Annotated in this window: 19 protein-coding genes; 14 read left to right on the top strand and 5 right to left on the bottom strand. The window is 52.5% G+C overall.

Annotation, left to right across the window (positions count from 1 at the left end):
• Positions 1-150 precede the first annotated feature (150 nt).
• The 3 genes from pbpC to ACG2XO_RS00170 are packed head-to-tail and all read left to right on the top strand — an operon-like array spanning position 151 to position 3625.
• Complete coding sequence (pbpC, locus tag ACG2XO_RS00180; protein WP_410498830.1) at positions 151-2316, top strand: penicillin-binding protein 1C; 2166 nt, start codon at positions 151-153, stop codon at positions 2314-2316.
• 49 nt (positions 2317-2365) lie between these two features.
• Positions 2366-3235: a DUF4238 domain-containing protein gene (locus ACG2XO_RS00175; protein WP_410498829.1), complete on the top strand. Its 870-nt coding sequence runs from the start codon at positions 2366-2368 to the stop codon at positions 3233-3235.
• 48 nt (positions 3236-3283) lie between these two features.
• Positions 3284-3625 (top strand): ribonuclease E inhibitor RraB, encoded by a 342-nt coding sequence (locus tag ACG2XO_RS00170; protein ID WP_410498828.1) that lies wholly within the window; start codon positions 3284-3286, stop codon positions 3623-3625.
• Positions 3626-3826: 201 nt separating this feature from the next.
• On the opposite strand, the gene ACG2XO_RS00165 is transcribed toward ACG2XO_RS00170, so the two are convergent.
• The 5 genes from ACG2XO_RS00165 to ACG2XO_RS00145 all read right to left on the bottom strand — a co-directional run bounded on the left by ACG2XO_RS00165 (position 3827) and on the right by ACG2XO_RS00145 (position 7587).
• A complete protein-coding gene (locus tag ACG2XO_RS00165; protein WP_410498827.1) occupies positions 3827-4336 on the bottom strand; it encodes a M48 family metallopeptidase in 510 nt (169 codons plus the stop codon).
• Positions 4333-5283, bottom strand: a complete 951-nt coding sequence (locus tag ACG2XO_RS00160) for a uracil-DNA glycosylase family protein (RefSeq protein WP_410498826.1) — start codon at positions 5281-5283, stop codon at positions 4333-4335. Before ACG2XO_RS00160 ends, ACG2XO_RS00165 begins: the two co-directional genes overlap by 4 nt.
• Positions 5280-5780 carry a ribosomal protein S18-alanine N-acetyltransferase gene (rimI, locus tag ACG2XO_RS00155; protein ID WP_410498825.1) on the bottom strand — a complete coding sequence of 167 codons (501 nt, stop codon included), beginning with the start codon at positions 5778-5780 and terminating at the stop codon, positions 5280-5282. The genes ACG2XO_RS00160 and rimI overlap by 4 nt, the downstream gene beginning before the upstream one ends.
• The gene (gene tsaB / locus ACG2XO_RS00150) at positions 5777-6472 is read right to left on the bottom strand and encodes a tRNA (adenosine(37)-N6)-threonylcarbamoyltransferase complex dimerization subunit type 1 TsaB (RefSeq protein ID WP_410498824.1); all 696 of its coding nucleotides are present in this window, start codon (positions 6470-6472) and stop codon (positions 5777-5779) included. The genes rimI and tsaB overlap by 4 nt, the downstream gene beginning before the upstream one ends.
• Positions 6473-6606: 134 nt before the next feature.
• Complete coding sequence (locus tag ACG2XO_RS00145) at positions 6607-7587, bottom strand: malate dehydrogenase (RefSeq protein ID WP_410500275.1); 981 nt, start codon at positions 7585-7587, stop codon at positions 6607-6609.
• A gap of 254 nt (positions 7588-7841) precedes the next feature.
• Here ACG2XO_RS00145 and ACG2XO_RS00140 point away from each other — a divergent pair, with 254 nt between their 5' ends.
• The 11 genes from ACG2XO_RS00140 (at position 7842) to sucC (ending at position 20754) form a co-directional block, all read left to right on the top strand.
• Positions 7842-8561, top strand: a complete 720-nt coding sequence (locus ACG2XO_RS00140) for a GntR family transcriptional regulator (RefSeq protein WP_410498823.1) — start codon at positions 7842-7844, stop codon at positions 8559-8561.
• A gap of 116 nt (positions 8562-8677) precedes the next feature.
• Positions 8678-9052, top strand: a complete 375-nt coding sequence (gene sdhC, locus ACG2XO_RS00135) for a succinate dehydrogenase, cytochrome b556 subunit (protein ID WP_410498822.1) — start codon at positions 8678-8680, stop codon at positions 9050-9052.
• On the top strand, positions 9046-9396 hold the full coding sequence (gene sdhD / locus ACG2XO_RS00130; protein ID WP_410498821.1) for a succinate dehydrogenase, hydrophobic membrane anchor protein: 351 nt from the start codon (positions 9046-9048) through the stop codon (positions 9394-9396). The genes sdhC and sdhD overlap by 7 nt, the downstream gene beginning before the upstream one ends.
• Positions 9393-11186 (top strand): succinate dehydrogenase flavoprotein subunit, encoded by a 1794-nt coding sequence (sdhA, locus tag ACG2XO_RS00125; RefSeq protein WP_410498820.1) that lies wholly within the window; start codon positions 9393-9395, stop codon positions 11184-11186. Before sdhD ends, sdhA begins: the two co-directional genes overlap by 4 nt.
• A gap of 14 nt (positions 11187-11200) precedes the next feature.
• On the top strand, positions 11201-11914 hold the full coding sequence (locus tag ACG2XO_RS00120) for a succinate dehydrogenase iron-sulfur subunit (protein WP_410498819.1): 714 nt from the start codon (positions 11201-11203) through the stop codon (positions 11912-11914).
• Between the two features lie 72 nt (positions 11915-11986).
• Positions 11987-12259 carry a succinate dehydrogenase assembly factor 2 gene (locus ACG2XO_RS00115; protein WP_410498818.1) on the top strand — a complete coding sequence of 91 codons (273 nt, stop codon included), beginning with the start codon at positions 11987-11989 and terminating at the stop codon, positions 12257-12259.
• Positions 12260-12272: 13 nt separating this feature from the next.
• On the top strand, positions 12273-13559 hold the full coding sequence (gene gltA / locus ACG2XO_RS00110; RefSeq protein WP_410498817.1) for a citrate synthase: 1287 nt from the start codon (positions 12273-12275) through the stop codon (positions 13557-13559).
• Between the two features lie 129 nt (positions 13560-13688).
• The gene (locus ACG2XO_RS00105) at positions 13689-16496 is read left to right on the top strand and encodes a 2-oxoglutarate dehydrogenase E1 component (protein WP_410498816.1); all 2808 of its coding nucleotides are present in this window, start codon (positions 13689-13691) and stop codon (positions 16494-16496) included.
• Between the two features lie 127 nt (positions 16497-16623).
• Positions 16624-17808, top strand: coding sequence for a 2-oxoglutarate dehydrogenase complex dihydrolipoyllysine-residue succinyltransferase (odhB, locus tag ACG2XO_RS00100; RefSeq protein ID WP_410498815.1), 1185 nt, complete (start codon positions 16624-16626; stop codon positions 17806-17808).
• 81 nt (positions 17809-17889) lie between these two features.
• Positions 17890-19323, top strand: coding sequence for a dihydrolipoyl dehydrogenase (gene lpdA, locus ACG2XO_RS00095; protein ID WP_410498814.1), 1434 nt, complete (start codon positions 17890-17892; stop codon positions 19321-19323).
• A gap of 261 nt (positions 19324-19584) precedes the next feature.
• The gene (gene sucC / locus ACG2XO_RS00090; protein WP_410498813.1) at positions 19585-20754 is read left to right on the top strand and encodes an ADP-forming succinate--CoA ligase subunit beta; all 1170 of its coding nucleotides are present in this window, start codon (positions 19585-19587) and stop codon (positions 20752-20754) included.
• Positions 20755-20778 lie beyond the last annotated feature (24 nt).

The raw sequence follows: 20778 nt of genomic DNA, 5'->3' as shown, positions 1-20778 counted from the left end.
TTGACTTTAGCTTCCCCCTTTGCAAAAGGGGGATTGAGGGGGATTTGACGATATTTCAAGCGTCAAAGAAGCTCAAGCAGTGCCAAATCCCCCCTAACCCCCCTTCGTCGAAGGGGGGAACTTAAAGCGAATCTGCTCTCAGGATTTTGCATGAAGTGTTTTGTTTGCGCGCTTTGCGCAGTTTTGCTCTCGTCGGCCAGTTGGGCCAACCCCAGTTTTAAAGAAGTCAAAGCCGCATGGCGCTCGTCCGATGTGCTGCTGCTCGATCGCCAAGGCGCGCCATTACAGCGGATTCGTGTCGACATGAAAACGCGCAAGCTCGATTGGGTGGCCTTGTCTGATATTTCGCCCGCGATGCGCCAAGCCTTGTTGATCTCCGAAGATAAACGCTTTTACCAGCACAGCGGCGTCGATTGGTCGGGCGTCGCCGCAGCCGCGTGGGGCAATGTCTGGAATAGCAAAACGCGCGGTGCTTCAACGATTACGATGCAGCTCGCTGGCCTGCTTGATGAAGACTTAAAGGCGCGTAATCAGGGCCGCAGCGTGTGGCAAAAGGTCGGTCAATCGTGGTCGGCAAGCTGGCTGGAGCGCGAGTGGAGCAAGGCCGAAATCCTTGAGGCCTATTTAAATAAAGTCAGTTTTCGTGGCGAGATTGTTGGTTTGGCGGCGCTATCGCACACGCTGTTTGGCAAAATGCCGGCGGGATTGAATGTCACCGAGGCGGCGATTGCCACCGCGCTAATACGCGGGCCGAACGCCAGCGTTGATCGCGTCGCCAGCCGCGCGTGCAAAATTGTGCAGGATCTGGGGCGGCAGGTGGCGTGTTCGAGCATCAAGGTTGATACCGAAATCGCCATCTCGCGCAGCAAAGCGCCCAACCCTTTGGCCGAAAATGATGCGCCGCATTTTGCGCGCAAGCTGATCGCGCAAAACAAAATCAGCGCGGGCAGCACGGTAAAAACCACGCTGTCGCTGCCGCTGCAGCAATACGCCAGTACAGTGCTCAAGCGCCATCTGGCCGCGCTGGCCAAACGCAATGTGCAAGACGGCGCGCTGATCGTGCTCGATAATCGCAGCGGCGATATTCTGGCCTGGGTCGGCTCGGCGGGCGCCGCCACATCCAACGCGTATGACGTCGATGGCGTCACCGCGCTGCGTCAGGCTGGCTCAACCTTAAAACCATTCCTGTACCAACTGGCATTCGAAAAAAAATACCTGACCGCAGCATCCCTGCTCGACGATAGTCCGCTCGCTTTGCAAACCGGCGGCGGGCTGTACGCGCCGCAAAATTACGCCAAAGATTTCAAAGGCTTTGTCTCGGTGCGCACCGCGCTGGGCGCTTCGCTCAATGTGCCCGCCGTGCGCGCGATAGAAATGGTCAGCCCCAATGCGCTGCGTGATCGGCTGTATGCCTTGGGGATGAAAAGCTTGGAGCAGGATGGCGATTATTACGGCGCGAGTCTGGCGCTGGGCGCAGCCGATGTGCGGCTGATCGAGCTCACCAACGCCTATCGGACGCTCGCCAATGGCGGGGCTTGGTCTGCGCCGCGCTGGAGGGTGGCCGAGGCCGCCGCCAAACCGAAACAGGAACCCAAAGCCATGCTCGATCCGGCCAGCAGCTTTATCGTTGCCGATATTCTGTCCGATCGCACCGCGCGCTCGCGCACCTTCGGGCTGGAAAGCGCGCTATCGACCCGCTACTGGAGCGCGGTGAAAACCGGCACCAGCAAAGACATGCGCGACAACTGGACGGTGGGTTTCTCGCGCCAGTTTACCGTCGGCGTCTGGGTTGGCAACGCCAGCGGCGAGCCGATGTGGGATGTCTCGGGCATGCACGGTGCCGCGCCGGTGTGGCAAGCGGTGCTCGATTTTGCCCAGCAATCCGCGCCAGCCTCACGCGCGCCGACACCACCGAAAGGCGTCACCAGCCGCCAAGTGCGCTACCAAGATGACGTATCCCAAAACCCGACCGAAGCGACTCGCAAAGAATGGTTTCTGGCTGGCACCGAGCGAGAAGTGATCGTCGCCGAAACGCAACCAGAGAAAAACCAAGCGCCCGGCATCATCGCGCCGCTCGACGGCAGCATCTTCGCACTCGACCCCGACGTGCCACCAAACAATCAGCGCATGGTCTTCCGCGCCCGAGGTGTTGCGAGGGCGCAATGGTGGCTAGACGGCAAACAAATCGGCCGCGGCAACCAAACCAAATGGTTCCCATGGCCGGGGAGGCATCAGCTCGAATTGCGCGATGCGCAGGGGAAGGTGGTACAGAAAGTGAGGTTTGAAGTGCGCGGTGCGGTGGTAAATACAAAGTAATTTCCAGTGCATTTGATTTGATTTGATTGAGAAAGGAATAGTTTTGATCATGCAGCGACATCACTATGTTCCACAGTTTTACTTCAAAAAGTGGTATTTATCTGGTAAATCGGCATTTTGGCTTCATTGTTTAACAAAGCACGGTGATGTTTTATCTGGCCATAAGTCAGCTAGATCTATAGGGTTTAGAAATGGCTTGTATTCCATAATTCCTGAGTTATTAAATGGTGCTGCTTGTATTTCTAATGACATAGAGAATAAATTCTTTTCAAGGATAGATTCTGATGTAAGTCTGATTTTGGATAAAATACTTGCAAATGGGGTTGGATCTTTGACTTGTGAAGAAAGGTGTGTGTGGTGTTTATTTGTAGATTCTATTTTGAAAAGGAATCCAGAGCGCATTGATGAAAATATAGAATATGCGAGTTCAATAGCTGCGCAGAGTTTGTTTGAATTGGCCGTTGCTAATAAATGGAATGTAAGTGTTCTTGATAAAATTAGAAAGACTGTTGATGTTGAAGCTATTGCAAACAATGTGGTGCTCTTAGAAATGGTTAAAGAAATATGTAAATCAGAGAGTGTAGCAACATTATTTGGGATGAGGTGGTTGACTATACAGCTGCCGGATGGAAAGGATCACTTTATTACTTGTGACTATCCTATTTTGGTTAATGGAGCGAGTGATGGATGGCCAATCTATCTAATTTCTATGGCAATTTCACCAGACAAATTATTAGTGATGCATATTGATGATGAGAATTTTGATGAAGAATTTATTCGAACTTTGGCCGTGATGCACAATCCATTAATTGCCAAGCGAGCAAGAAAGTATTTAATTTCATCCAAAGAAATGTCAGACGAAGGTTTTGTTAAGAATAAAAGATTGTTAAAAGAGGTGTTTAAAAAGCCGATTTTATAGTTTTGAGTTATATTTCTGTATTATCGATCCTCTTTAAGAGATTAAAACATGATCACCCTAGCCCAACTCGAAGAAATGTTCGCCAGCATCCGTGACAACACCGACTGGAATTTATCCGCGCCGCTGTTGTGGGGTTATTTTTTTACTGCTGATCAAGATGAGCAGCTCACCGACGTGATTCCGCTACTCGAAGCGCAAGGCTATACCTTTGTCGATTTGTTTATTCCGCAGCTCGATGACGGGCAGGATGAGTATTTTATGCTGCATGTCGAAAAAGCCGAAGTGCATACCACGGCGACGCTGTTCGCGCGCAATGCCGAGCTAGAGGCGTTTGCCGCGCAGCATGGCCTGCGTAGTTACGATGGAATGGATGTCGGGCCGCTGGCTTGATTTTGTTAGGGTATTTTACTGCAGATCAATATTGATAGGCTCTGCAGCGAAATACTTGTTCAAGTTTCCTGATTAGTTAGCCATCTCAGCTCATCATCAAAGCGCTATTCGTAGGAGCGGCTTTAGCCGCGAAGACACTGTAAATCGTGCGATATATTCGCGGCTAAAGCCGCTCCTACTGATGAAGCATGAGATAGATCGCTAATCCGCTTTATTTGCCAAGCCCAAATCCTGCACAGTCAAGTGCAGGCGCAGATCGAATTCATATTGCAGATAGTTGGGTTCCATGTGCTGGCACAATTGATAAAAGGCCTTGTTATGGTCTTTTTCTTTCAGATGCGCCAATTCGTGGACGACGATCATTTTCAGAAATTCGGGCGGTGTGTTTTTGAATAGGGTCGCGATGCGGATTTCGTTTTTGCTTTTTAATTTGCCGCCTTGCACGCGCGAGATTTGCGTGTGCAGCCCCAGCGCGTGATTGATGACGCTGATTTTGCTGTCAAACCCCACCTTGGCCAGCGCTGGTGCATTGCGGAAAAACTCGGACTTTAATTCGCTGACGTAGTCGTACAGCGCCTTATCGGTCTGCACCTGATGGCGTGCCGGGTATTTTTTCGCCAGATGCGGCGCGAGCCGGTTGGAGTCGATCAGCGCCTGCACCTGTTCGATCAGCGGCGCGGGATAATGCGCGATGTATTTAAGCGAATTCATTCTTGATCAAGCTGTGATTTAAGTAGCAGCAAATCCTGCCAGGCTTTGGCCTTATCCGGCATATTGCGCAGCAGGTAGGCGGGGTGGTAGCTCACCACGACCGGCAATTTGCGATATTGGTGGATTTTGCCGCGCAGCGCCGAGATCGGCGCATCGTCGTTCAGCAGGCTGGAAATGGCAAAGCGACCGCTGGCAAACAGCACTTTGGGCGCGATCAGCTCGATCTGGCGTTGCAGGAAGGGCGCGCATTGCGCCACTTCATCGGGCTGCGGGTTGCGATTGCCCGGCGGGCGGCATTTGAGTACATTGGCGATAAACACCTGTTCTCCACGCTTGTGGCCGATGCTGGCGAGCATATTGTCGAGCAGCTTGCCAGCCTGACCTACAAAAGGCTCGCCTTGCGCATCCTCGTCAGCGCCCGGTGCTTCGCCAACGACCATCAGCGCCGAATCCGGCTGGCCGACGCCGAATACCGTTTGTGTTCGCGTCTGGCATAGTGAGCAGGCAGTGCATTCGCGAACGGCAGCCTGTAATTGTTCCCAATCCATTTGCATGATCGCGCGGCTGCGTTCGTCATTGGTTTCGGCTGGGGTTGCGACCGGCTGTGCGTGTTGAATCCGGCTTGGCGTATTGCGTGCTTTCAGTACCTGATGGATTGCTGCAGCTTCCTGTGACGGCCCTTTGGCGCTTTGCGCAATGTTTTGCGGCGCTGCGGCGATGGTTTCGTCCATTCGCTGGTGCGCGGCTTGTGCAATCGGGCTGAAATGCGGATCAGGTTCTCGGTGAGCGTGATGCGCTGCGGTGTTTGAGTCGGACCTTTGCGCTACGCTGGCCGCGGTCAGCTCGGCCTGTGTCGATTCGTCAGCCTGCATCTGCGCCAACACTTCATGCCGCACCCAGACCGGGTTGAGCCCCAGCTCGTTCAGAATCAGTGCGCGGCGGTTCATTGCGGTGCCTCGGTCAGTGTCAAAGTTTTGCTGCACAAAATGGCGTCTTCCCGATTTTGGCCATTTTCCGGCTCGCAGCGATAGTAGTTTTTTCGTCGGCCTGTTTCTTGCCAGCCGTGCGCGCAGTAAAAAGCGCGCGCGCTGACATTGCTGTCGCGGACTTCGAGAAACAATTTCTGAACGCCTTCACGCGCCAGCGTCGTTTCTGCGTACTGCAATAATTGGGTTCCCAAACCTTGTCGCTGGTGCTGTGGTGCAACGGCGATCAGCAAAATTTCAGCTTCATCCAGCGTCGCCATGCAAACGATAAAACCAGCCAGCGTCGCTTCATTGCCCTGAACTTGCCAGACGCCGAAACATTCATGTTGCGATAGCGAGTCTAGCCATTGCTTGCCACTCCACGGATGCGGATTAGTCGCGTCGTCAAGTTCAGCCAGCGCAGCGACATGAATATCACTCAGGCGGCTAAAGGAGGGCTGGGCGGGCTGCGAGTTCATTTTTGCAAGCGCTCGTGGGTTTTCAGTGCGACCTTGTCGCGTAAATAAACCAGATTGGCTTCTTCGGCTGGCTTGCCTAGGCCTGCGGCAAAGCGGGGCAGTGCGAGTTGCAAAATTTCGCGGGCGTGCGGCTGGCGGTTGGCGTCGATCTGGCTTAAATGGCTACCGATCCGTTCCTTGAGCGCGTCAGCATAGCTGCTAAAGCCGGTGCCGATACCAAACCAGTCCTTACCCTCTGGTTGCGGAACGTCTTCCGGGTTGCAAACCTGAGCGTCATGGACGATTTTCCACGTTTGTCCGTCACGTTCAAACGCTGCGCAATAAACCTGATTCATCCGGGCATCTATACATACATAGGCACGTATTGCTCCACAAGCCTCTGCCAGTGCTTCCAGTGTCGATATACCCATGGTAGGGATGTTCTGCGCATAAGCCAGCCCTTGCGTAATGCCGCAGGCAATCCGTAATCCGGTAAACGAGCCAGGTCCGCAGGGGTAGGCGACACCTTCAATATCGCACATCGTCAACTGATGATCGTCGAGTAATTGCCGCAAATACGGCAGCGTCAATTCGGCATGCTTCTGTCCGACGTGCCATTCGCGCGCAACAATATTTGAGCCAAGCGTGTCTGAGTCGTTCGTGATGGCGAGCGAGAGCTGTTCGCTGGAAGTATCAATGGCTAAATAAGGCATAACGTGGCCGACGATGAAAAACAAAACGCTATTCTAACACGGCCGCTTTGCTCAACTGTGGGACGATCCTGAAGAAATCGGGACGAAAAAAAAGCCCATCGTGATGATGGGCTTGTGTGCTGAAAGCCAAAAACTTAGGCAATCAGATGTTTAACAGCATCGCGCTCTTCAGACAATTCTTTCGCAGTCGCGTCCATGCGCGCGCGGCTGAATTCGCTGATTTCCAGACCTTGGATGATGGTGTATTTGCCATCTTTGCAAGTTACTGGGTAACCGTAGATCAGGTCTTCGTAACCGTATTCGCCGTTGGCTGGAACGCCCATGGTAACCCAGTCGCCTTCCGGAGTGCCCAGTACCCAGTTACGGATATGGTCGATCGCTGCGTTAGCTGCAGAAGCGGCAGAAGACAAACCGCGCGCTTTAATAATTGCCGCGCCACGTTGCTGTACGGTCGGGATGAATTCGGTTTCGAGCCATTTCTGATCGTTGATCAGGCCAGCTGCGCTTGCGCCTTTGACTTCGGCGTGGAACAGATCCGGATACTGAGTCGCTGAGTGGTTGCCCCAGATGATCATTTTCTTCACGTCAGTCACGGCGTTGCCGGTTTTCTGAGCGATTTGAGTCAGTGCACGGTTGTGATCCAGACGCATCATCGCAGTGAAGTTGGCAGGATTCAGATCCGGCGCGTTTTTCATTGCGATGTAAGCGTTGGTGTTCGCTGGGTTACCAACAACCAGTACTTTAACGTCACGGCTAGCAACTTTGTTCAGTGCTTTACCTTGGGTCGTGAAGATCGCGCCGTTGGCTTCGAGCAGGTCTTTACGCTCCATGCCCGGGCCGCGTGGACGCGCGCCAACGAGCAGGGCGATGTCAGCGTCTTTGAACGCAACTTCAGGATCGTCGCTCTGTACGATGCCTTGCAACAATGGGAATGCGCAGTCGTCCAGTTCCATCACGACGCCGTTCAGTGCCGGCAATGATGGGGTGATGTCCAGCAATTGCAAGATAACGGGTTGATCCGGGCCGAGCATCGCGCCAGAGGCAATGCGGAACAGCAGGCTGTAACCGATTTGGCCAGCCGCGCCAGTGACGGCAACGCGTACAGGTTTTTTCATTTGCGACATTTGAGAACGACTCCGAGTAGCGGCGACTATCGCCTACGACAACAAAAAAGACTTTCAATGGTTGATTCAAAGTGCCTTGCAGCACAACTTTTTCTGTAAGGCCTTGATGTTTAGCAAAGCGAGTTTATCACGCTGTGGCTTTTTGTGGAAAAATCTGACGGTTTTGCTGGCTAAAAAGTGTCGCATCTTATGTCTTATATAAGACGTGATAGACTCTGCGTTCGCAACATGATAAAAAGCGCGTAATGAAAAAACTGGCAGCTCAACCTTTATATAAACAAGTCATCCGCGAGGTGATGTCCGCGGTCGAAGCGGGTGAATGGCAAGAGGACGAAAGTCTGCCTAGCGAAATCGAGCTGGGGCGCAGGTTTGGCGTGAGTCAGGGCACGGTTCGCAAGGCGCTCGATGCACTGGTGGCCGACTCGATTCTGTATCGTCGCCAGGGTGTTGGTACTTTTGTCGCCGGGATGAGTGACTTTCTGATGCGCGGCCGTTTTGCGCTGTTGACTGACCCTAAGGGCGAAACGGCCAAAATTGAATTGCTCGGCTGTGTGCGAATTCATGCCGGAGAACAGTTGGCTGAAATTCTGGGTTTGCGCCGTGGCGCAGCCTTGTGGCAGGTAAGGCGGTTGTTGCGGGTGGCGGGGCAGATTGTTGGTTTGGAAGAATTGTTATTGCCTGAGGCTAATTTTCCGGAATTGGAAATGCGCCGGATTCGCGAGCTGAAGGGTAATTTACGAGAGTTGTGTTGGCGCGATTTTGGCGTCCGCTTGCAGGATGGTGAAACGCGCTACCGGGCGGTGAGCGCCGGTTCAGCCGAGGCGAGGCTGTTGCAAGTTGAGCTCAACGAGCCACTATTGCAGCTGGTGCGATTGGCGAAAGATTTTTCCGGCAAGCCGCAGGTCTGGAGTGTGGCCTGGTTAAAGACCGAACAACTGGCTTTTGAACCGGCTCATTCGGCCTAGCGATGCATGATTTTGCAAGGTTTTTAATGTTGCCCCATTGATGTGGGTCAGTTTGTTAAAAAGTAGTATTGGTTTTAAGTAAAACTTCGTTTGGTTAACACAGAGGAAATGAGCGCATGCAAAAAGCACGCCCTAAGCATCTGAATTTAGCGGTCATCAAGTTTCCCTTGCCCGCTATTGTTTCAGGCTTGCACCGTATTAGTGGTGCACTGTTGGCTTTATCAATCCCTTTCATGCTTTATGCCCTGGAAGGCTCGTTATCGAGTGCAGAGCGTTTCGCTGCATTCAAGGAGTGCATTGCGCATCCGGTAACCAAACTGTTTTTGCTGGCTGTACTGTGGGCTTATTTGCACCACGCCTGTGCCGGTATCCGCTTTTTAATGATGGATATCCATAAAGGCGTGGATCTGAAAACAGCTCGCCTGACTGCGAAAATCGTCATGGCTGTGAGTATTACGCTGACCGTTATTATTGGAGCAATCACATGGTAAAACGTCATGTAGTGGGCGCGCACTATGGTTTGCGCGATTGGCTGGTTCAGCGTGTGACTGCGGTCATCATGCTGGTTTACACGATTGGCGTGGTGGCTTTCATTCTCTGCGCTAACGGTGCTTCGTTTGAAGCATGGCAAGCGCTGTTTGCGTGTGCTTCGGTGAAAATCGGCACGACGATCGCGATTTTGGCTTTGTTGTGGCACGCCTGGGTTGGTTTGCGTGATATCTGGATGGACTACCTCCAACACGTTGGACTTCGCCTGACGATGCACGTTCTGACGCTGCTGTGGTTGCTCGGCAGCTTGATTTATATGGTTAAAGTTGTGTGGGGTGTCGCATGAGCGAATCTATTAATATTGCGACGCTGCCTGTTCGCAAGTTTGACGCCATCATCGTTGGCGCTGGTGGTGCCGGTCTGCGCGCTGCCTTGCAGCTCTCTGAAGCGGGAATGAAAACCGCAGTCCTGTCGAAAGTATTCCCGACGCGCTCGCACACCGTTGCTGCGCAAGGTGGTGTTTCGGCTTCATTGGGTAATTCTGAGCCAGATCACTGGCACTGGCATATGTACGACACGGTAAAAGGTTCGGACTGGTTGGGTGATCAGGACGCCATCGAATTCATGTGTCGTGAAGCACCAAACGTCGTGATCGAGTTGGAACACTTCGGCATGCCGTTTGACCGTAACTCTGATGGCACGATCTATCAGCGTCCTTTCGGTGGCCACATGAGCAACTTCGGTGAAAAACCAGTTCGCCGTGCCTGTGCTGCCGCTGACCGTACCGGTCACGCGATGTTGCACGCTTTGTATCAACGCAATGTCCGCGCTAATACGCAATTTTTCGTTGAATGGATGGCGCTCGACCTGATTCGTGATGAAGAAGGTAATGTGCAAGGCGTTGTCGCGATGGAAATGGAAACCTCAGAAGTCGTTGTATTCCAGGCCAAAGCAACTTTGTTCGCCACTGGCGGTGCGGGTCGTATTTTCTCGTCGTCAACCAACGCCTTTATCAATACTGGCGACGGTCTGGGCATGGCTGCACGTGCAGGTATTCCGCTTGAAGACATGGAATTCTGGCAATTCCACCCGACCGGCGTTGCTGGTGCGGGCGTGCTGATTACCGAAGGTGTGCGCGGCGAAGGCGGTATTTTGCGCAATTCGGAAGGCGAGCGTTTCATGGAACGCTATGCACCAAACGCGAAAGATTTGGCCTCGCGTGACGTTGTTTCGCGCGCGATGGTGACCGAGATTAACGAAGGTCGTGGCTGTGGCCCGAATAAAGACCACGTTCTGCTCGACATCACCCACCTTGATCCAGAAGTGATCATGTCGAAATTGCCGGGCATCCGTGAAATTTCGATCAAGTTCGCTGGTGTTGATCCAATCAAGGCGCCGATTCCGGTTGTTCCGACTTGCCACTATCAGATGGGCGGTATTCCGACCAACTACAAAGGCGAAGTCGTGGTTGGCGATCAAATCGTTCAAGGTTTCTACGCCGCCGGTGAAGTGGCGTGTGCATCGGTACACGGCGCTAACCGTCTGGGTACCAACTCATTGCTCGACTTGCTGGTGTTCGGTAAATCGTCGGGCAATAGCATGATCGATTACATCAAGAACGCGCCGAAAGACTTGCCTGAATTGGCGATGAAAGACGTTGAGCGCTCAGTCGCCCGCGTTGCGCGTCTGGATAACCAGAGCGAAGGCACCAACGTCAACGACGCGCGCACGGCAATGCAGCGCACGATGCAGGCGCATTGCGGTGTATTCCGTTTTGACGACATGCTCAAACAAGGCGTATCGAAGATTCTCGAAGTTGAAGCCATGGTCAAAAACACCGTGATTGCCGACAAGTCGAAGACTTTCAATACGGCACGTCTTGAAGCGCTGGAGCTGGAAAACCTGATCGAAGTTGCCAAAGCAACGATGATTTCGGCCGAAGCGCGTAAAGAATCGCGCGGCGCGCACGTTCGTGACGATGCCGAAGACACGCCAGAGCGTCCAAACGGTCGTGACGATGCGAACTGGCTGAAACACACGCTGTGGCATCGTGAAGGTAACGAGCTTAAATACAAACCGGTCAATATGAAACCATTGACTGTTGACACGATCGCGCTCAAAACGCGTTCGTACTAAGAGGATTAGCGAAGATGACTACGCAAACCGTCAAATTCCGCGTTTACCGCTACGACCCAAATAAAGACGCTAAACCGTATATGCAGGACATCAGCGTTGACGTCGATACGACGACCGAACGCAAATTGCTCGACGCGCTGGTGAAACTCAAAGTCGTTGATGAGTCATTGTCATTCCGCCGTTCATGCCGCGAAGGCGTATGCGGTTCGGACGCGATGAACATCAATGGTAAAAATGGTCTGGCCTGCATTACCGACATCGATACGCTCAAGCAGCCGATCGAAGTTCGCCCATTGCCAGGCTTGCCAGTGATCCGCGACCTGATCGTCGATATGACGCAGTTCTTCAAGCAATATCACTCGATCAAACCATACGTGATCAACGACAGCCCGGCGCCGGATCGCGAACGCCTGCAAAGCCAGGAAGATCGTAAAGAACTCGACGGCCTGTACGAATGTATCTTGTGCGCTTGCTGCTCGACGTCTTGCCCATCGTTCTGGTGGAACCCGGACAAATTCGTCGGCCCGGCTGGCCTGTTGGCAGCGTATCGCTTTATTGCCGATACGCGTGACGAAGCGACTAGCCAGCGTCTGGACGATCTGGAAGACCCTTACCGTCTGTTCCGTTGCCACAGCATCATGAACTGCGTTGACGTTTGCCCGAAAGAGCTGAACCCGACCAAGGCGATTGGCAAGATCAAGGACCTGATGGTTAAACGCATTAGTTGATGTGTGTTGGGTATGTGCCTGTAGCCCATTTCGGTGTTGGTCTGCAAGCATATACCCAGATAGAGGTGGAAGATGAACGAAGTAGAACTCAAACGCATCATCTGGCGCTCGCGCCGTGGCTTGCTGGAGTTGGATTTGCAGCTAGAGCGTTTTGTTAATGAGGTTCTACCCACATTGAACGCCGCAGAGCTGGCAGTGTACGAGCAAATTTTGATGCTGCCAGACTGGGATTTTCTGGAATACGTCAACGGCAAGTCGGTCTGCCCCGACCCTGAACTTGCCGTGATGATCGCGCGCATAGCTGCAGCAAACAATAACGCAACCGGCTCAGCCGGAACGATTTAACAGGAGCAACACGATGGAAAAGAAAGTCACGCTGACTTATAACGATGGCCAGAACACGCTGGAAATGCCTGTTTTGGAATCCACATTGGGTCCAGATGTCGTCGATATCCGCAGTTTTTCAAAAACCGGCATGTTCACTTTTGACCCCGGCTTTTTGGCGACTTCAAGCTGCGAATCAAAAATCACTTTCATCGACGGTGATTTGGGTCAGCTTTACTATCGTGGTTATCCGATCGAGCAGTTGGCTGAAGAGTCTGACTACCTCGAAGTGTGCTACCTGTTGATCAATGGCGAATTGCCAACTGCGGCGCAAAAGGCCGAGTTTGAGAAAACAGTTTCCAAACACACGATGATTCACGAGCAACTGACTGCCTTCTTCAAAGGCTTCCGTCGTGATTCACACCCGATGGCGATGATGGTGGGTGTCGTGGGTGCGTTGTCTGCGTTCTACCAGGATAGTCTCGATATCAATGATCCAGAACACCGCAAAGTAGCGATGTTCCGTCTGATCTCTAAGATCCCGACGATTGCTGCGATGTGCTACCGCTACAACCAAGGCCTGCCATTCGTTTACCCACGTAACGACTTGAGCTACACCGCGAACTTCATGCACATGATGTTCTCTACGCCTTGCGAAGAATACAAACCAAACCCGGTTCTGGTGCGCGCGCTGGACGTGATTTTCACCTTGCACGCTGATCACGAACAAAACGCGTCAACGTCAACAGTCCGTTTGGCTGGTTCGTCGGGCGCGAATCCATTCGCTTGTATCGCAGCTGGTATCGCTTGTCTGTGGGGCCCATCGCACGGCGGCGCGAACGAAGCCGTATTGCTGATGCTCGACGAAATCGGTTCGGTTGAAGCGGTTCCAGCCTTCATGGAAGGCGTGAAAGCGAAAACTCATAAACTGATGGGCTTTGGTCACCGTGTTTACAAAAACATGGACCCACGCGCCAATGTAATGCGTCGCATCTGTCACGAAGTCTTGAATGAACTCGGTCTGCAAGACGATCCGAAATTCAAACTGGCGATGGAACTGGAAAAAATCGCGCTGGAAGATCCGTACTTCATCGAGCGCAAACTGTATCCGAACGTTGACTTCTACTCGGGTATCGTTCAATCGGCCTTGGGCATTCCAGTACCGATGTTCACGGTGATCTTCGCGCTGGCTCGTACCGTAGGCTGGATCAGCCACTGGAACGAAATGATTTCTGATCCAGGCATGAAGATCGGTCGTCCGCGTCAGCAATACACTGGCGCGCAAAAACGCGATTACGTACCTATGAACAAGCGCGGTTGATGCATTAACCGCGGTTCCTGCGCCCTAGTGTGATGAACATTGGGGCGTAGCTGCATTGACCGGCCTTGCTGTCTTTTTGCCAATAGGCATTAGCTTGCAAGCAGGGCGGAAAAAAATGGATACACGGCAATGATGAAAGAACTTGAAACGAATTCCCAGCTGTTCGGCGGGAATGCTCCGTTTGTAGAAGACCTCTACGAACAATATCTGATTGATGCGTCTTCAGTCGATGCGCAATGGCGTACTTATTTTGATCAGCTGCAGCAAACGCCGGGTTCGGTAGCCCGTGATGTAGTGCGCGCGCCGATTGAAGAATCATTCCGCCAATTGGCCAAGCAGTCGGTTCGCGCTGTCGGCGTGGTTGATGAAGCTTCGACCGAACGTCAGGTTAACCTGCTGCGCATGATCTCGGCTTACCGCATTATGGGTAGCCGTGGCGCCAAGCTCGATCCGCTGCAGCGCATGGACAAAGTGGCGGTACCTGAACTCGATCCGAAAACGCACGGCTTGGCCGACAGCGATATGGCGATCAAACTCGGTACCAATATTGTCGGTCTTGAGCGCGCAACGCCAACCGAAGTGCTGGGCTTTTTGCAGCAGACGTATTGCGGCAATATCGGTCTGGAATATATGCACATCACCAACGGTGACGAGCGCAAGTGGGTGCAGGAGTTCTTCGAAAGCCGTCGTTCGCAACCGAGCTTTAACGTTGAGCAGAAAAAACGCATTCTGAAGCAAGTCACTGCTGCTGAAACGCTCGAGCAATACCTGCACAAGAAATACGTTGGCCAGAAACGCTTCTCGCTCGAAGGCGGCGACAGCATGATTCCGGCAGTCGATTATCTGAACCAGGCAGCCGGTGCGGCTGGCGTTCAGGAAGTCGTGATCGGTATGGCCCACCGCGGCCGTCTGAACATGCTGGTGAACATTCTGGGTAAACAGCCACGCGATCTGTTCGGCGAATTTGAAGGTCGTTACAACACGCAACTGGCTTCCGGTGACGTGAAATACCATATGGGTTTCAGCTCCGACATCCCGACGCCAGGTGGCCCATTGCACCTGACGCTGGCGTTCAACCCGTCGCATCTTGAGATCGTCAATCCGGTAGTTGAAGGCTCGGTTCGCGCACGCCAGCATCGTCGTAAAGATCTGACCGGTGATCAGGTGCTGCCATTACTGATTCACGGCGACTCGGCCTTCATCGGTCTGGGTACCAATCAGGGTACGTTCAACCTGTCGCAAACGCGCGGATACGGTACTGGCGGTACGGTGCATCTGGTGATCAATAACCAGGTTGGTTTCACGACTTCGGATATCCGCGATAACCGTTCAAGTCTGTACAGCACTGACATCGCGAAAATGGTCGAAGCACCGATTTTCCACGTGAATGGTGATGATCCTGAAGCAGTTTGTCTGGTGACAGAAGCTGCGCTGCAATATCGCCAGAAATTCCACAAAGATGTCGTCATCGATCTGGTTTGCTACCGCAAACACGGCCACAACGAAGCGGATGATCCGTTTGTAACGCAGCCGATGATGTACAAAAAGGTTGCAGCTCACCCTGGCCCACGCAAAGTTTATGCTGATCAACTGATCGCGCAGGGCGTAGTCACACAAGCCGAAGCCGATGGCATGATCCAGGCCTACCGTGATGCGCTTGATCGTGGTGAACACGTTGAACAAACGACGCTGACTGACTACAAACGCTCGTACGCGGTGGATTGGACCAAATATCTGGGTACGCACTGGCGTCATCCGGTGACCACATCGGTGCCGCAAGCTGATTTAGTGCGCCTGACCGAAAAATTCACTGCCGTTCCTGGCAATTTCAAACTGCGCGGCAACGTCGAGAAAATCATCAAAGAGCGCAGTCTGATGGTTGCGGGTGAATTGCCGGTTGACTGGGGCATGGCCGAGCATCTGGCTTACTCAACGCTGCTGACCGAAGGCATGGGCGTACGGATTTCGGGTGAAGACTCGGGTCGCGGTACGTTCAACCATCGTCATGCCGTATTGCACGATCAGAATCGTGAAAAGTGGGATCACGGCGTACATATCCCGTTGCAAAATCTGTCGGACAATCAAGGCCATTTCCTTGTGATTGACTCGATTCTGAACGAAGAAGCGGTACTGGCCTTTGAATACGGCTACGCCTGCTCTGCGCCTGACGAATTGACGATCTGGGAAGCGCAGTTCGGTGACTTCGCCAACGGTGCTCAGGTGGTGATCGACCAGTTTATTACTTCTGGTGAAACCAAATGGGGTCGTTTGTGTGGTCTGACGATGATCTTGCCGCATGGCTACGATGGTCAGGGCCCTGAGCACTCGTCTGCACGTGTTGAGCGTTACCTGCAATTGTGCGCCGAGCACAATGTGCAAGTGCTGATGCTGTCTGAATCAGCACAAATGTTCCATGCACTGCGCCGCCAGATGCTGCGTCCATATCGCAAGCCGCTGATCATCATCATGAGCAAAAAGCTGCTGAAAGCTAAAAACGCGTGCAGCCCAATCGAGCACTTCACCAACGGCGAATTCCGTCCGGTGATCGGCGAGGCGCAAGAGCTGGATGCGAAGAAAGTGAAACGCGTGATCTGCTGCTCGGGTCAGGTGTATTACGACTTGCTCGCTGGCCGCACCGAGCGCGATTTGAAAGAAATCGCCATCGTACGTATCGAACAGCTGTATCCGTTCCCGGCCGAAGAGTTGCAAGCCGAATTGCAAAAATATCCAAACGCCAAAGAAATCATGTGGGTACAAGAAGAGCCACGTAATCAGGGCGCATGGCATCAGATCCGTCACCGCCTCGAAGCGGTGCTCGAATCGAAGCAGACATTGACCTTCGCGGGTCGCCCATCGTCAGCTTCGCCAGCCGTTGGCTATATGAGCAAACACAATGCACAGCTCAAAGCCTTTGTAGAAGAAGCAATGACCTTGTAATGACGGCGCGGCCTTCCTTTGGATGTGCCGCGTTTTTGGCTTGTAAGCTCAATAAAAAATGTGGTTTGAATATGGCGCAGCCCATGTTCAAACTGCTCAGAAATTAAAATTGACTGGAGTGTATCGAATGATCATCGAAGTTTTAGTACCTCAATTGCCAGAGTCTGTATCCGAAGCCACTTTGATTTCATGGCGCAAAAAAGTCGGCGAAGCCGTAGCTCGCGACGAAAACCTGATCGATCTGGAAACCGACAAAGTCGTGCTGGAAATCCCAGCGCCACAAGCCGGTGTTCTGGTTGAAATCGTTCAAGCCGACGGCGCGACCGTAGGTAGCCTTGATGTCATCGCAAAAATTGATACTGCTGCTGTAGCTAGCGCAGCGCCAGCACAAGCTGCTGCGCCAGCCGCTGCCGCACCTGCGTCGGCTGCCGTTCAAGCGGCACCAGCGGGTGGCGCGAACGCGATGCCTGCTGCGAAGAAAATTGCTGCTGATGCTGGTGTGAATGTCAACGACGTAGCCGGTACTGGTCGCGGCGGTCGTGTACTGAAAGAAGACGTACAAAACCACCTGGCTAAACCTGCTGCACCAGTTGCTCCCACTCCAACGGGTGATCGTCCAGAACAGCGTGTGCCAATGAGCCGTCTGCGTGCGCGTGTGGCTGAGCGTCTGCTGCAATCACAACAGCAAAACGCGATCCTGACGACTTTCAACGAAGTCAACATGAAGCCGTTGATGGACTTGCGCAACAAGTACAAAGACAAATTCGAAAAAGACCACGGTGTAAAACTGGGTTTCATGGGCTTCTTCGTCAAAGCTGCCGTTGCTGCGCTGAAAAAATACCCAATCGTAAATGCTTCGGTTGACGGTAACGACATCGTTTACCACGGTTACTTCGACATCGGCGTGGCAGTAGGTAGCCCACGTGGCTTGGTCGTGCCTATCATCCGTAATGCGGATCAATTGTCTCTGGCTGAAATCGAGAAAACCATCGCTGACTTCGGTAAACGCGCTCAGGAAGGCAAGCTGGGCGTTGAAGAATTGACTGGTGGTACTTACACGATTTCTAACGGCGGCACTTTCGGCTCAATGATGTCAACGCCAATCATCAACCCACCACAAGCCGCAATCTTGGGCATGCACGCGACCAAAGAGCGTGCCGTGGTTGAGAATGGCCAAGTTGTAGCTCGCCCAATCATGTATCTGGCTCAGTCTTACGATCACCGTATCATCGATGGCCGCGAAGCGGTTCTGTCTTTGGTAGCGATCAAAGACGCGATCGAAGATCCAGCCCGCCTGTTGTTGGATATTTAATTTAAGTGGGGTATGTGGCTGTAGGCTACATACCCATTGACTTGTATGCATATACCCAGCGTTGGGTTAAGGTAGGACTGAATGTCACAATCATTTGACGTAATCGTAATCGGCGCGGGCCCTGGCGGCTACGTGGCTGCGATTCGTGCGGCGCAGTTGGGTTTCAATACTGCGTGTATCGACGAATTCAAAAACAAGGAAGGCAAAGCCTCACTCGGTGGTACTTGCCTGAACGTGGGTTGTATCCCATCAAAAGCCTTGCTCGAGTCATCTGAAAACGTAGAACGTGTTGAGCATAAATTTGCTTCGCACGGTATTACCGTTGAAGGCATGAAATTTGACGTTGGCACGATGCTGGAACGCAAAAATGGCATCGTTAGCAAATTGACGCAAGGTATCGGCTATTTGTTCAAAAAGAACAAAGTCGCCAGCCTGCACGGCCACGGCAAAATCCTGGGTCGTAACGGTGATAAATGGCAAATCGAAGTGGCTGATGGTGACAAAGTAGAAGTCGTAGAAACGACTCACGTCATCTTGGCGACCGGCTCTACGCCACGTCAATTGCCTCAAGCGCCAGTTGATAACGTACTCGTACTCGATAACGAAGGCGCATTGTCGATTCCTGCCGTACCAAAACGCTTGGGCGTAATTGGCGCGGGCGTAATCGGTCTGGAAATGGGCTCGGTGTGGAAGCGTTTAGGCGCCGAAGTAACGATCCTCGAAGGCGCGCCGGGCTTCCTGCTGGCAGCCGACGAAGCGGTTGCCAAAGAAGCGCACAAGATTTTCACTAAAGACCTGGGTCTGGTGATCAAGACTAGCCTGAAAATCGGCAATATCACCAAGGGTGACAACGACGTTACCGTTGAATACACCGATGCGGAAGGTAAAGCGTTTACTGAAACCTACGACAAATTGATCGTGTCGATCGGTCGTGTACCGAACACTTGGAACTTGGCAGCTGAATCAGTGGGCTTGCCACTGGATGAGCGCGGTTTCGTGATTGTTGATGGCGATTGCCGCACTTCATTGCCCAATCTGTGGGCAGTGGGTGACGTGGTTCGTGGCCCAATGCTGGCGCACAAAGCGTCGGAAGAAGGCGTGGCCGTGGCTGAGCGCATTGCGGGTCAGCATCCGCACATCGACTTTAACAATGTGCCTTGGGTGATTTACACCAGTCCGGAAATGGCTTGGGTAGGTAAAACCGAGCAGGCATTGAAAGCCGAAGGCGTTGAGTACAAGAAAGGCCAATTCCCGTTTGGCCCGAATGGCCGCGCGCTTGGCTTGGGCGAAACTGCCGGTTTCGTTAAAATGCTCGCTTGCGCGAAAACCGACCGTATCTTGGGCGTGCACATCATCGGCCCATTCGCTTCAGAATTGATTACTGAAGCCGTGGTAGCGATGGAATTTAATGCATCTGCTGAAGACATTGCCCGTATCGTTCACGCTCATCCATCATTGGCTGAAGCGATGCATGAGGCGGCGCTAGGTTGCGACAAACGCGGTCTGCACTCTTAAGCGTTTAAATATCCTGATTAAGTGATCTTGGCTTGTCATCAAAAAAACTTGCAGGAGTGGCTTTAGCCGCGAAAGCACAGTAAATCGTGTGAGTGTTCGCGACTAAAGTCGCTCCTACGAGTTAAGCCGAAATTGTTTTCTAATTAGGTTGGTAATTGAATTTGTAGGGTGGGTGAGGGCAGGTGCTCTCATTCATCATGCGGTACAAACGGCGGGGAATAGCCTGTCCGACAACACTCTCCTCACAAAGGATAAATAGAGATGAATCTGCACGAGTATCAAGCCAAGGAATTGCTGGCTAAATATGGTCTGCCAGTACAACGCGGCATTTTGGCTGCATCTGGTGAAGAAGCTGCTGCTGCTTATGACACTTTGGGCGGCAAGTTTGCTGTTGTTAAAGCCCAAGTTCACGCAGGTGGCCGTGGTAAAGCAGGTGGCGTTAAAGTGGTGAAAAGCCGCGAAGAAGCTGCCGCTGAAGCGACTCGTTTGATCGGTACCAACTTGGTAACTTATCAAACTGATGCAGATGGCCAGCCAGTTCACAGCGTATTGGTATGTGAAGACATGTACCCAGTACAGCGCGAGTTGTACCTTGGCGCCGTGGTAGACCGCAGCTCACAACGCATCGTATTCATGGTTTCAACTGAAGGTGGTGTTGAGATCGAGAAAGTCGCTGAAGAAACGCCAGAAAAAATCATCAAAATCGAAGTTGATCCATTGGTAGGCATGCAGCCATTCCAAGGCCGTCAAGCTGCGTTCGCGCTGGGTCTGGAAGGCAAGCAAGTGACTGCGTTCACGAACCTGATCCTGGGTTCTTACAAAGCATTCGTTGAAAACGACTTTGCATTGTTCGAAGTAAACCCACTGGCTTTGCGTGAAAACGGCGAATTGGCTTGTGTTGATGGCAAAATCAACCTCGATTCAAACGCTCTGTACCGTCACCCAGCTCTGCTGGCACAACGCGACAAGTCACAAGAGAACGAACGTGAAGTGAAAGCGTCTGAGTTCGAACTGAACTACGTGGCACTCGAAGGCAATATCGGTTGTATGGTGAACGGTGCCGGTCTGGCGATGGCCACGATGGACATCATCAAACTGAAAGGTGGCCAACCAGCTAACTTCTTGGACGTTGGTGGCGGCGCAACTAAAGAGCGCGTAATCGAAGCATTCAAACTGATCTTGGCTGATTCTTCAGTACAAGGCGTTTTGATCAACATCTTCGGTGGTATCGTTCGTTGCGACATGATCGCTGAAGCGATTATCGCTGCGGTGAAAGAAGTAAACGTGACTGTACCGGTTGTGGTTCGTCTGGAAGGTAATAACGCCGAATTGGGCGCGAAGATCCTCGACGAATCAGGTCTGAAACTGACTTCAGCCCAAGGCCTGAACGACGCCGCCGAGAAAATCGTTGCTGCTGTTAAAGCCCTGTAATCACCGCACGAATATGTGACGTAA

Origin of the sequence: Chitinibacter sp. S2-10 (assembly GCF_046530675.1) — a bacterium.
Lineage (GTDB): Bacteria > Pseudomonadota > Gammaproteobacteria > Burkholderiales > Chitinibacteraceae > Chitinibacter.
The sequence above is the reverse complement of the archived record's forward strand: the minus strand, read 5'-3'. Positions and strand labels throughout refer to the sequence as shown.

Coding starts and splice junctions, on each gene's coding strand:
- ACG2XO_RS00105 (WP_410498816.1), top strand. CDS start 13,689: ATGATGAAAGAACTTGAAACGAATTCCCAGCTGTTCGGCGGGAATGCT.
- sdhD (WP_410498821.1), top strand. CDS start 9,046: ATGGTAAAACGTCATGTAGTGGGCGCGCACTATGGTTTGCGCGATTGG.
- ACG2XO_RS00170 (WP_410498828.1), top strand. CDS start 3,284: ATGATCACCCTAGCCCAACTCGAAGAAATGTTCGCCAGCATCCGTGAC.
- rimI (WP_410498825.1), bottom strand. CDS start 5,780: ATGAACTCGCAGCCCGCCCAGCCCTCCTTTAGCCGCCTGAGTGATATT.
- lpdA (WP_410498814.1), top strand. CDS start 17,890: ATGTCACAATCATTTGACGTAATCGTAATCGGCGCGGGCCCTGGCGGC.
- ACG2XO_RS00120 (WP_410498819.1), top strand. CDS start 11,201: ATGACTACGCAAACCGTCAAATTCCGCGTTTACCGCTACGACCCAAAT.
- gltA (WP_410498817.1), top strand. CDS start 12,273: ATGGAAAAGAAAGTCACGCTGACTTATAACGATGGCCAGAACACGCTG.
- ACG2XO_RS00115 (WP_410498818.1), top strand. CDS start 11,987: ATGAACGAAGTAGAACTCAAACGCATCATCTGGCGCTCGCGCCGTGGC.
- ACG2XO_RS00140 (WP_410498823.1), top strand. CDS start 7,842: ATGAAAAAACTGGCAGCTCAACCTTTATATAAACAAGTCATCCGCGAG.
- tsaB (WP_410498824.1), bottom strand. CDS start 6,472: ATGCCTTATTTAGCCATTGATACTTCCAGCGAACAGCTCTCGCTCGCC.
- sucC (WP_410498813.1), top strand. CDS start 19,585: ATGAATCTGCACGAGTATCAAGCCAAGGAATTGCTGGCTAAATATGGT.
- sdhC (WP_410498822.1), top strand. CDS start 8,678: ATGCAAAAAGCACGCCCTAAGCATCTGAATTTAGCGGTCATCAAGTTT.
- sdhA (WP_410498820.1), top strand. CDS start 9,393: ATGAGCGAATCTATTAATATTGCGACGCTGCCTGTTCGCAAGTTTGAC.
- ACG2XO_RS00165 (WP_410498827.1), bottom strand. CDS start 4,336: ATGAATTCGCTTAAATACATCGCGCATTATCCCGCGCCGCTGATCGAA.
- pbpC (WP_410498830.1), top strand. CDS start 151: ATGAAGTGTTTTGTTTGCGCGCTTTGCGCAGTTTTGCTCTCGTCGGCC.
- ACG2XO_RS00160 (WP_410498826.1), bottom strand. CDS start 5,283: ATGAACCGCCGCGCACTGATTCTGAACGAGCTGGGGCTCAACCCGGTC.
- ACG2XO_RS00175 (WP_410498829.1), top strand. CDS start 2,366: ATGCAGCGACATCACTATGTTCCACAGTTTTACTTCAAAAAGTGGTAT.
- ACG2XO_RS00145 (WP_410500275.1), bottom strand. CDS start 7,587: ATGAAAAAACCTGTACGCGTTGCCGTCACTGGCGCGGCTGGCCAAATC.
- odhB (WP_410498815.1), top strand. CDS start 16,624: ATGATCATCGAAGTTTTAGTACCTCAATTGCCAGAGTCTGTATCCGAA.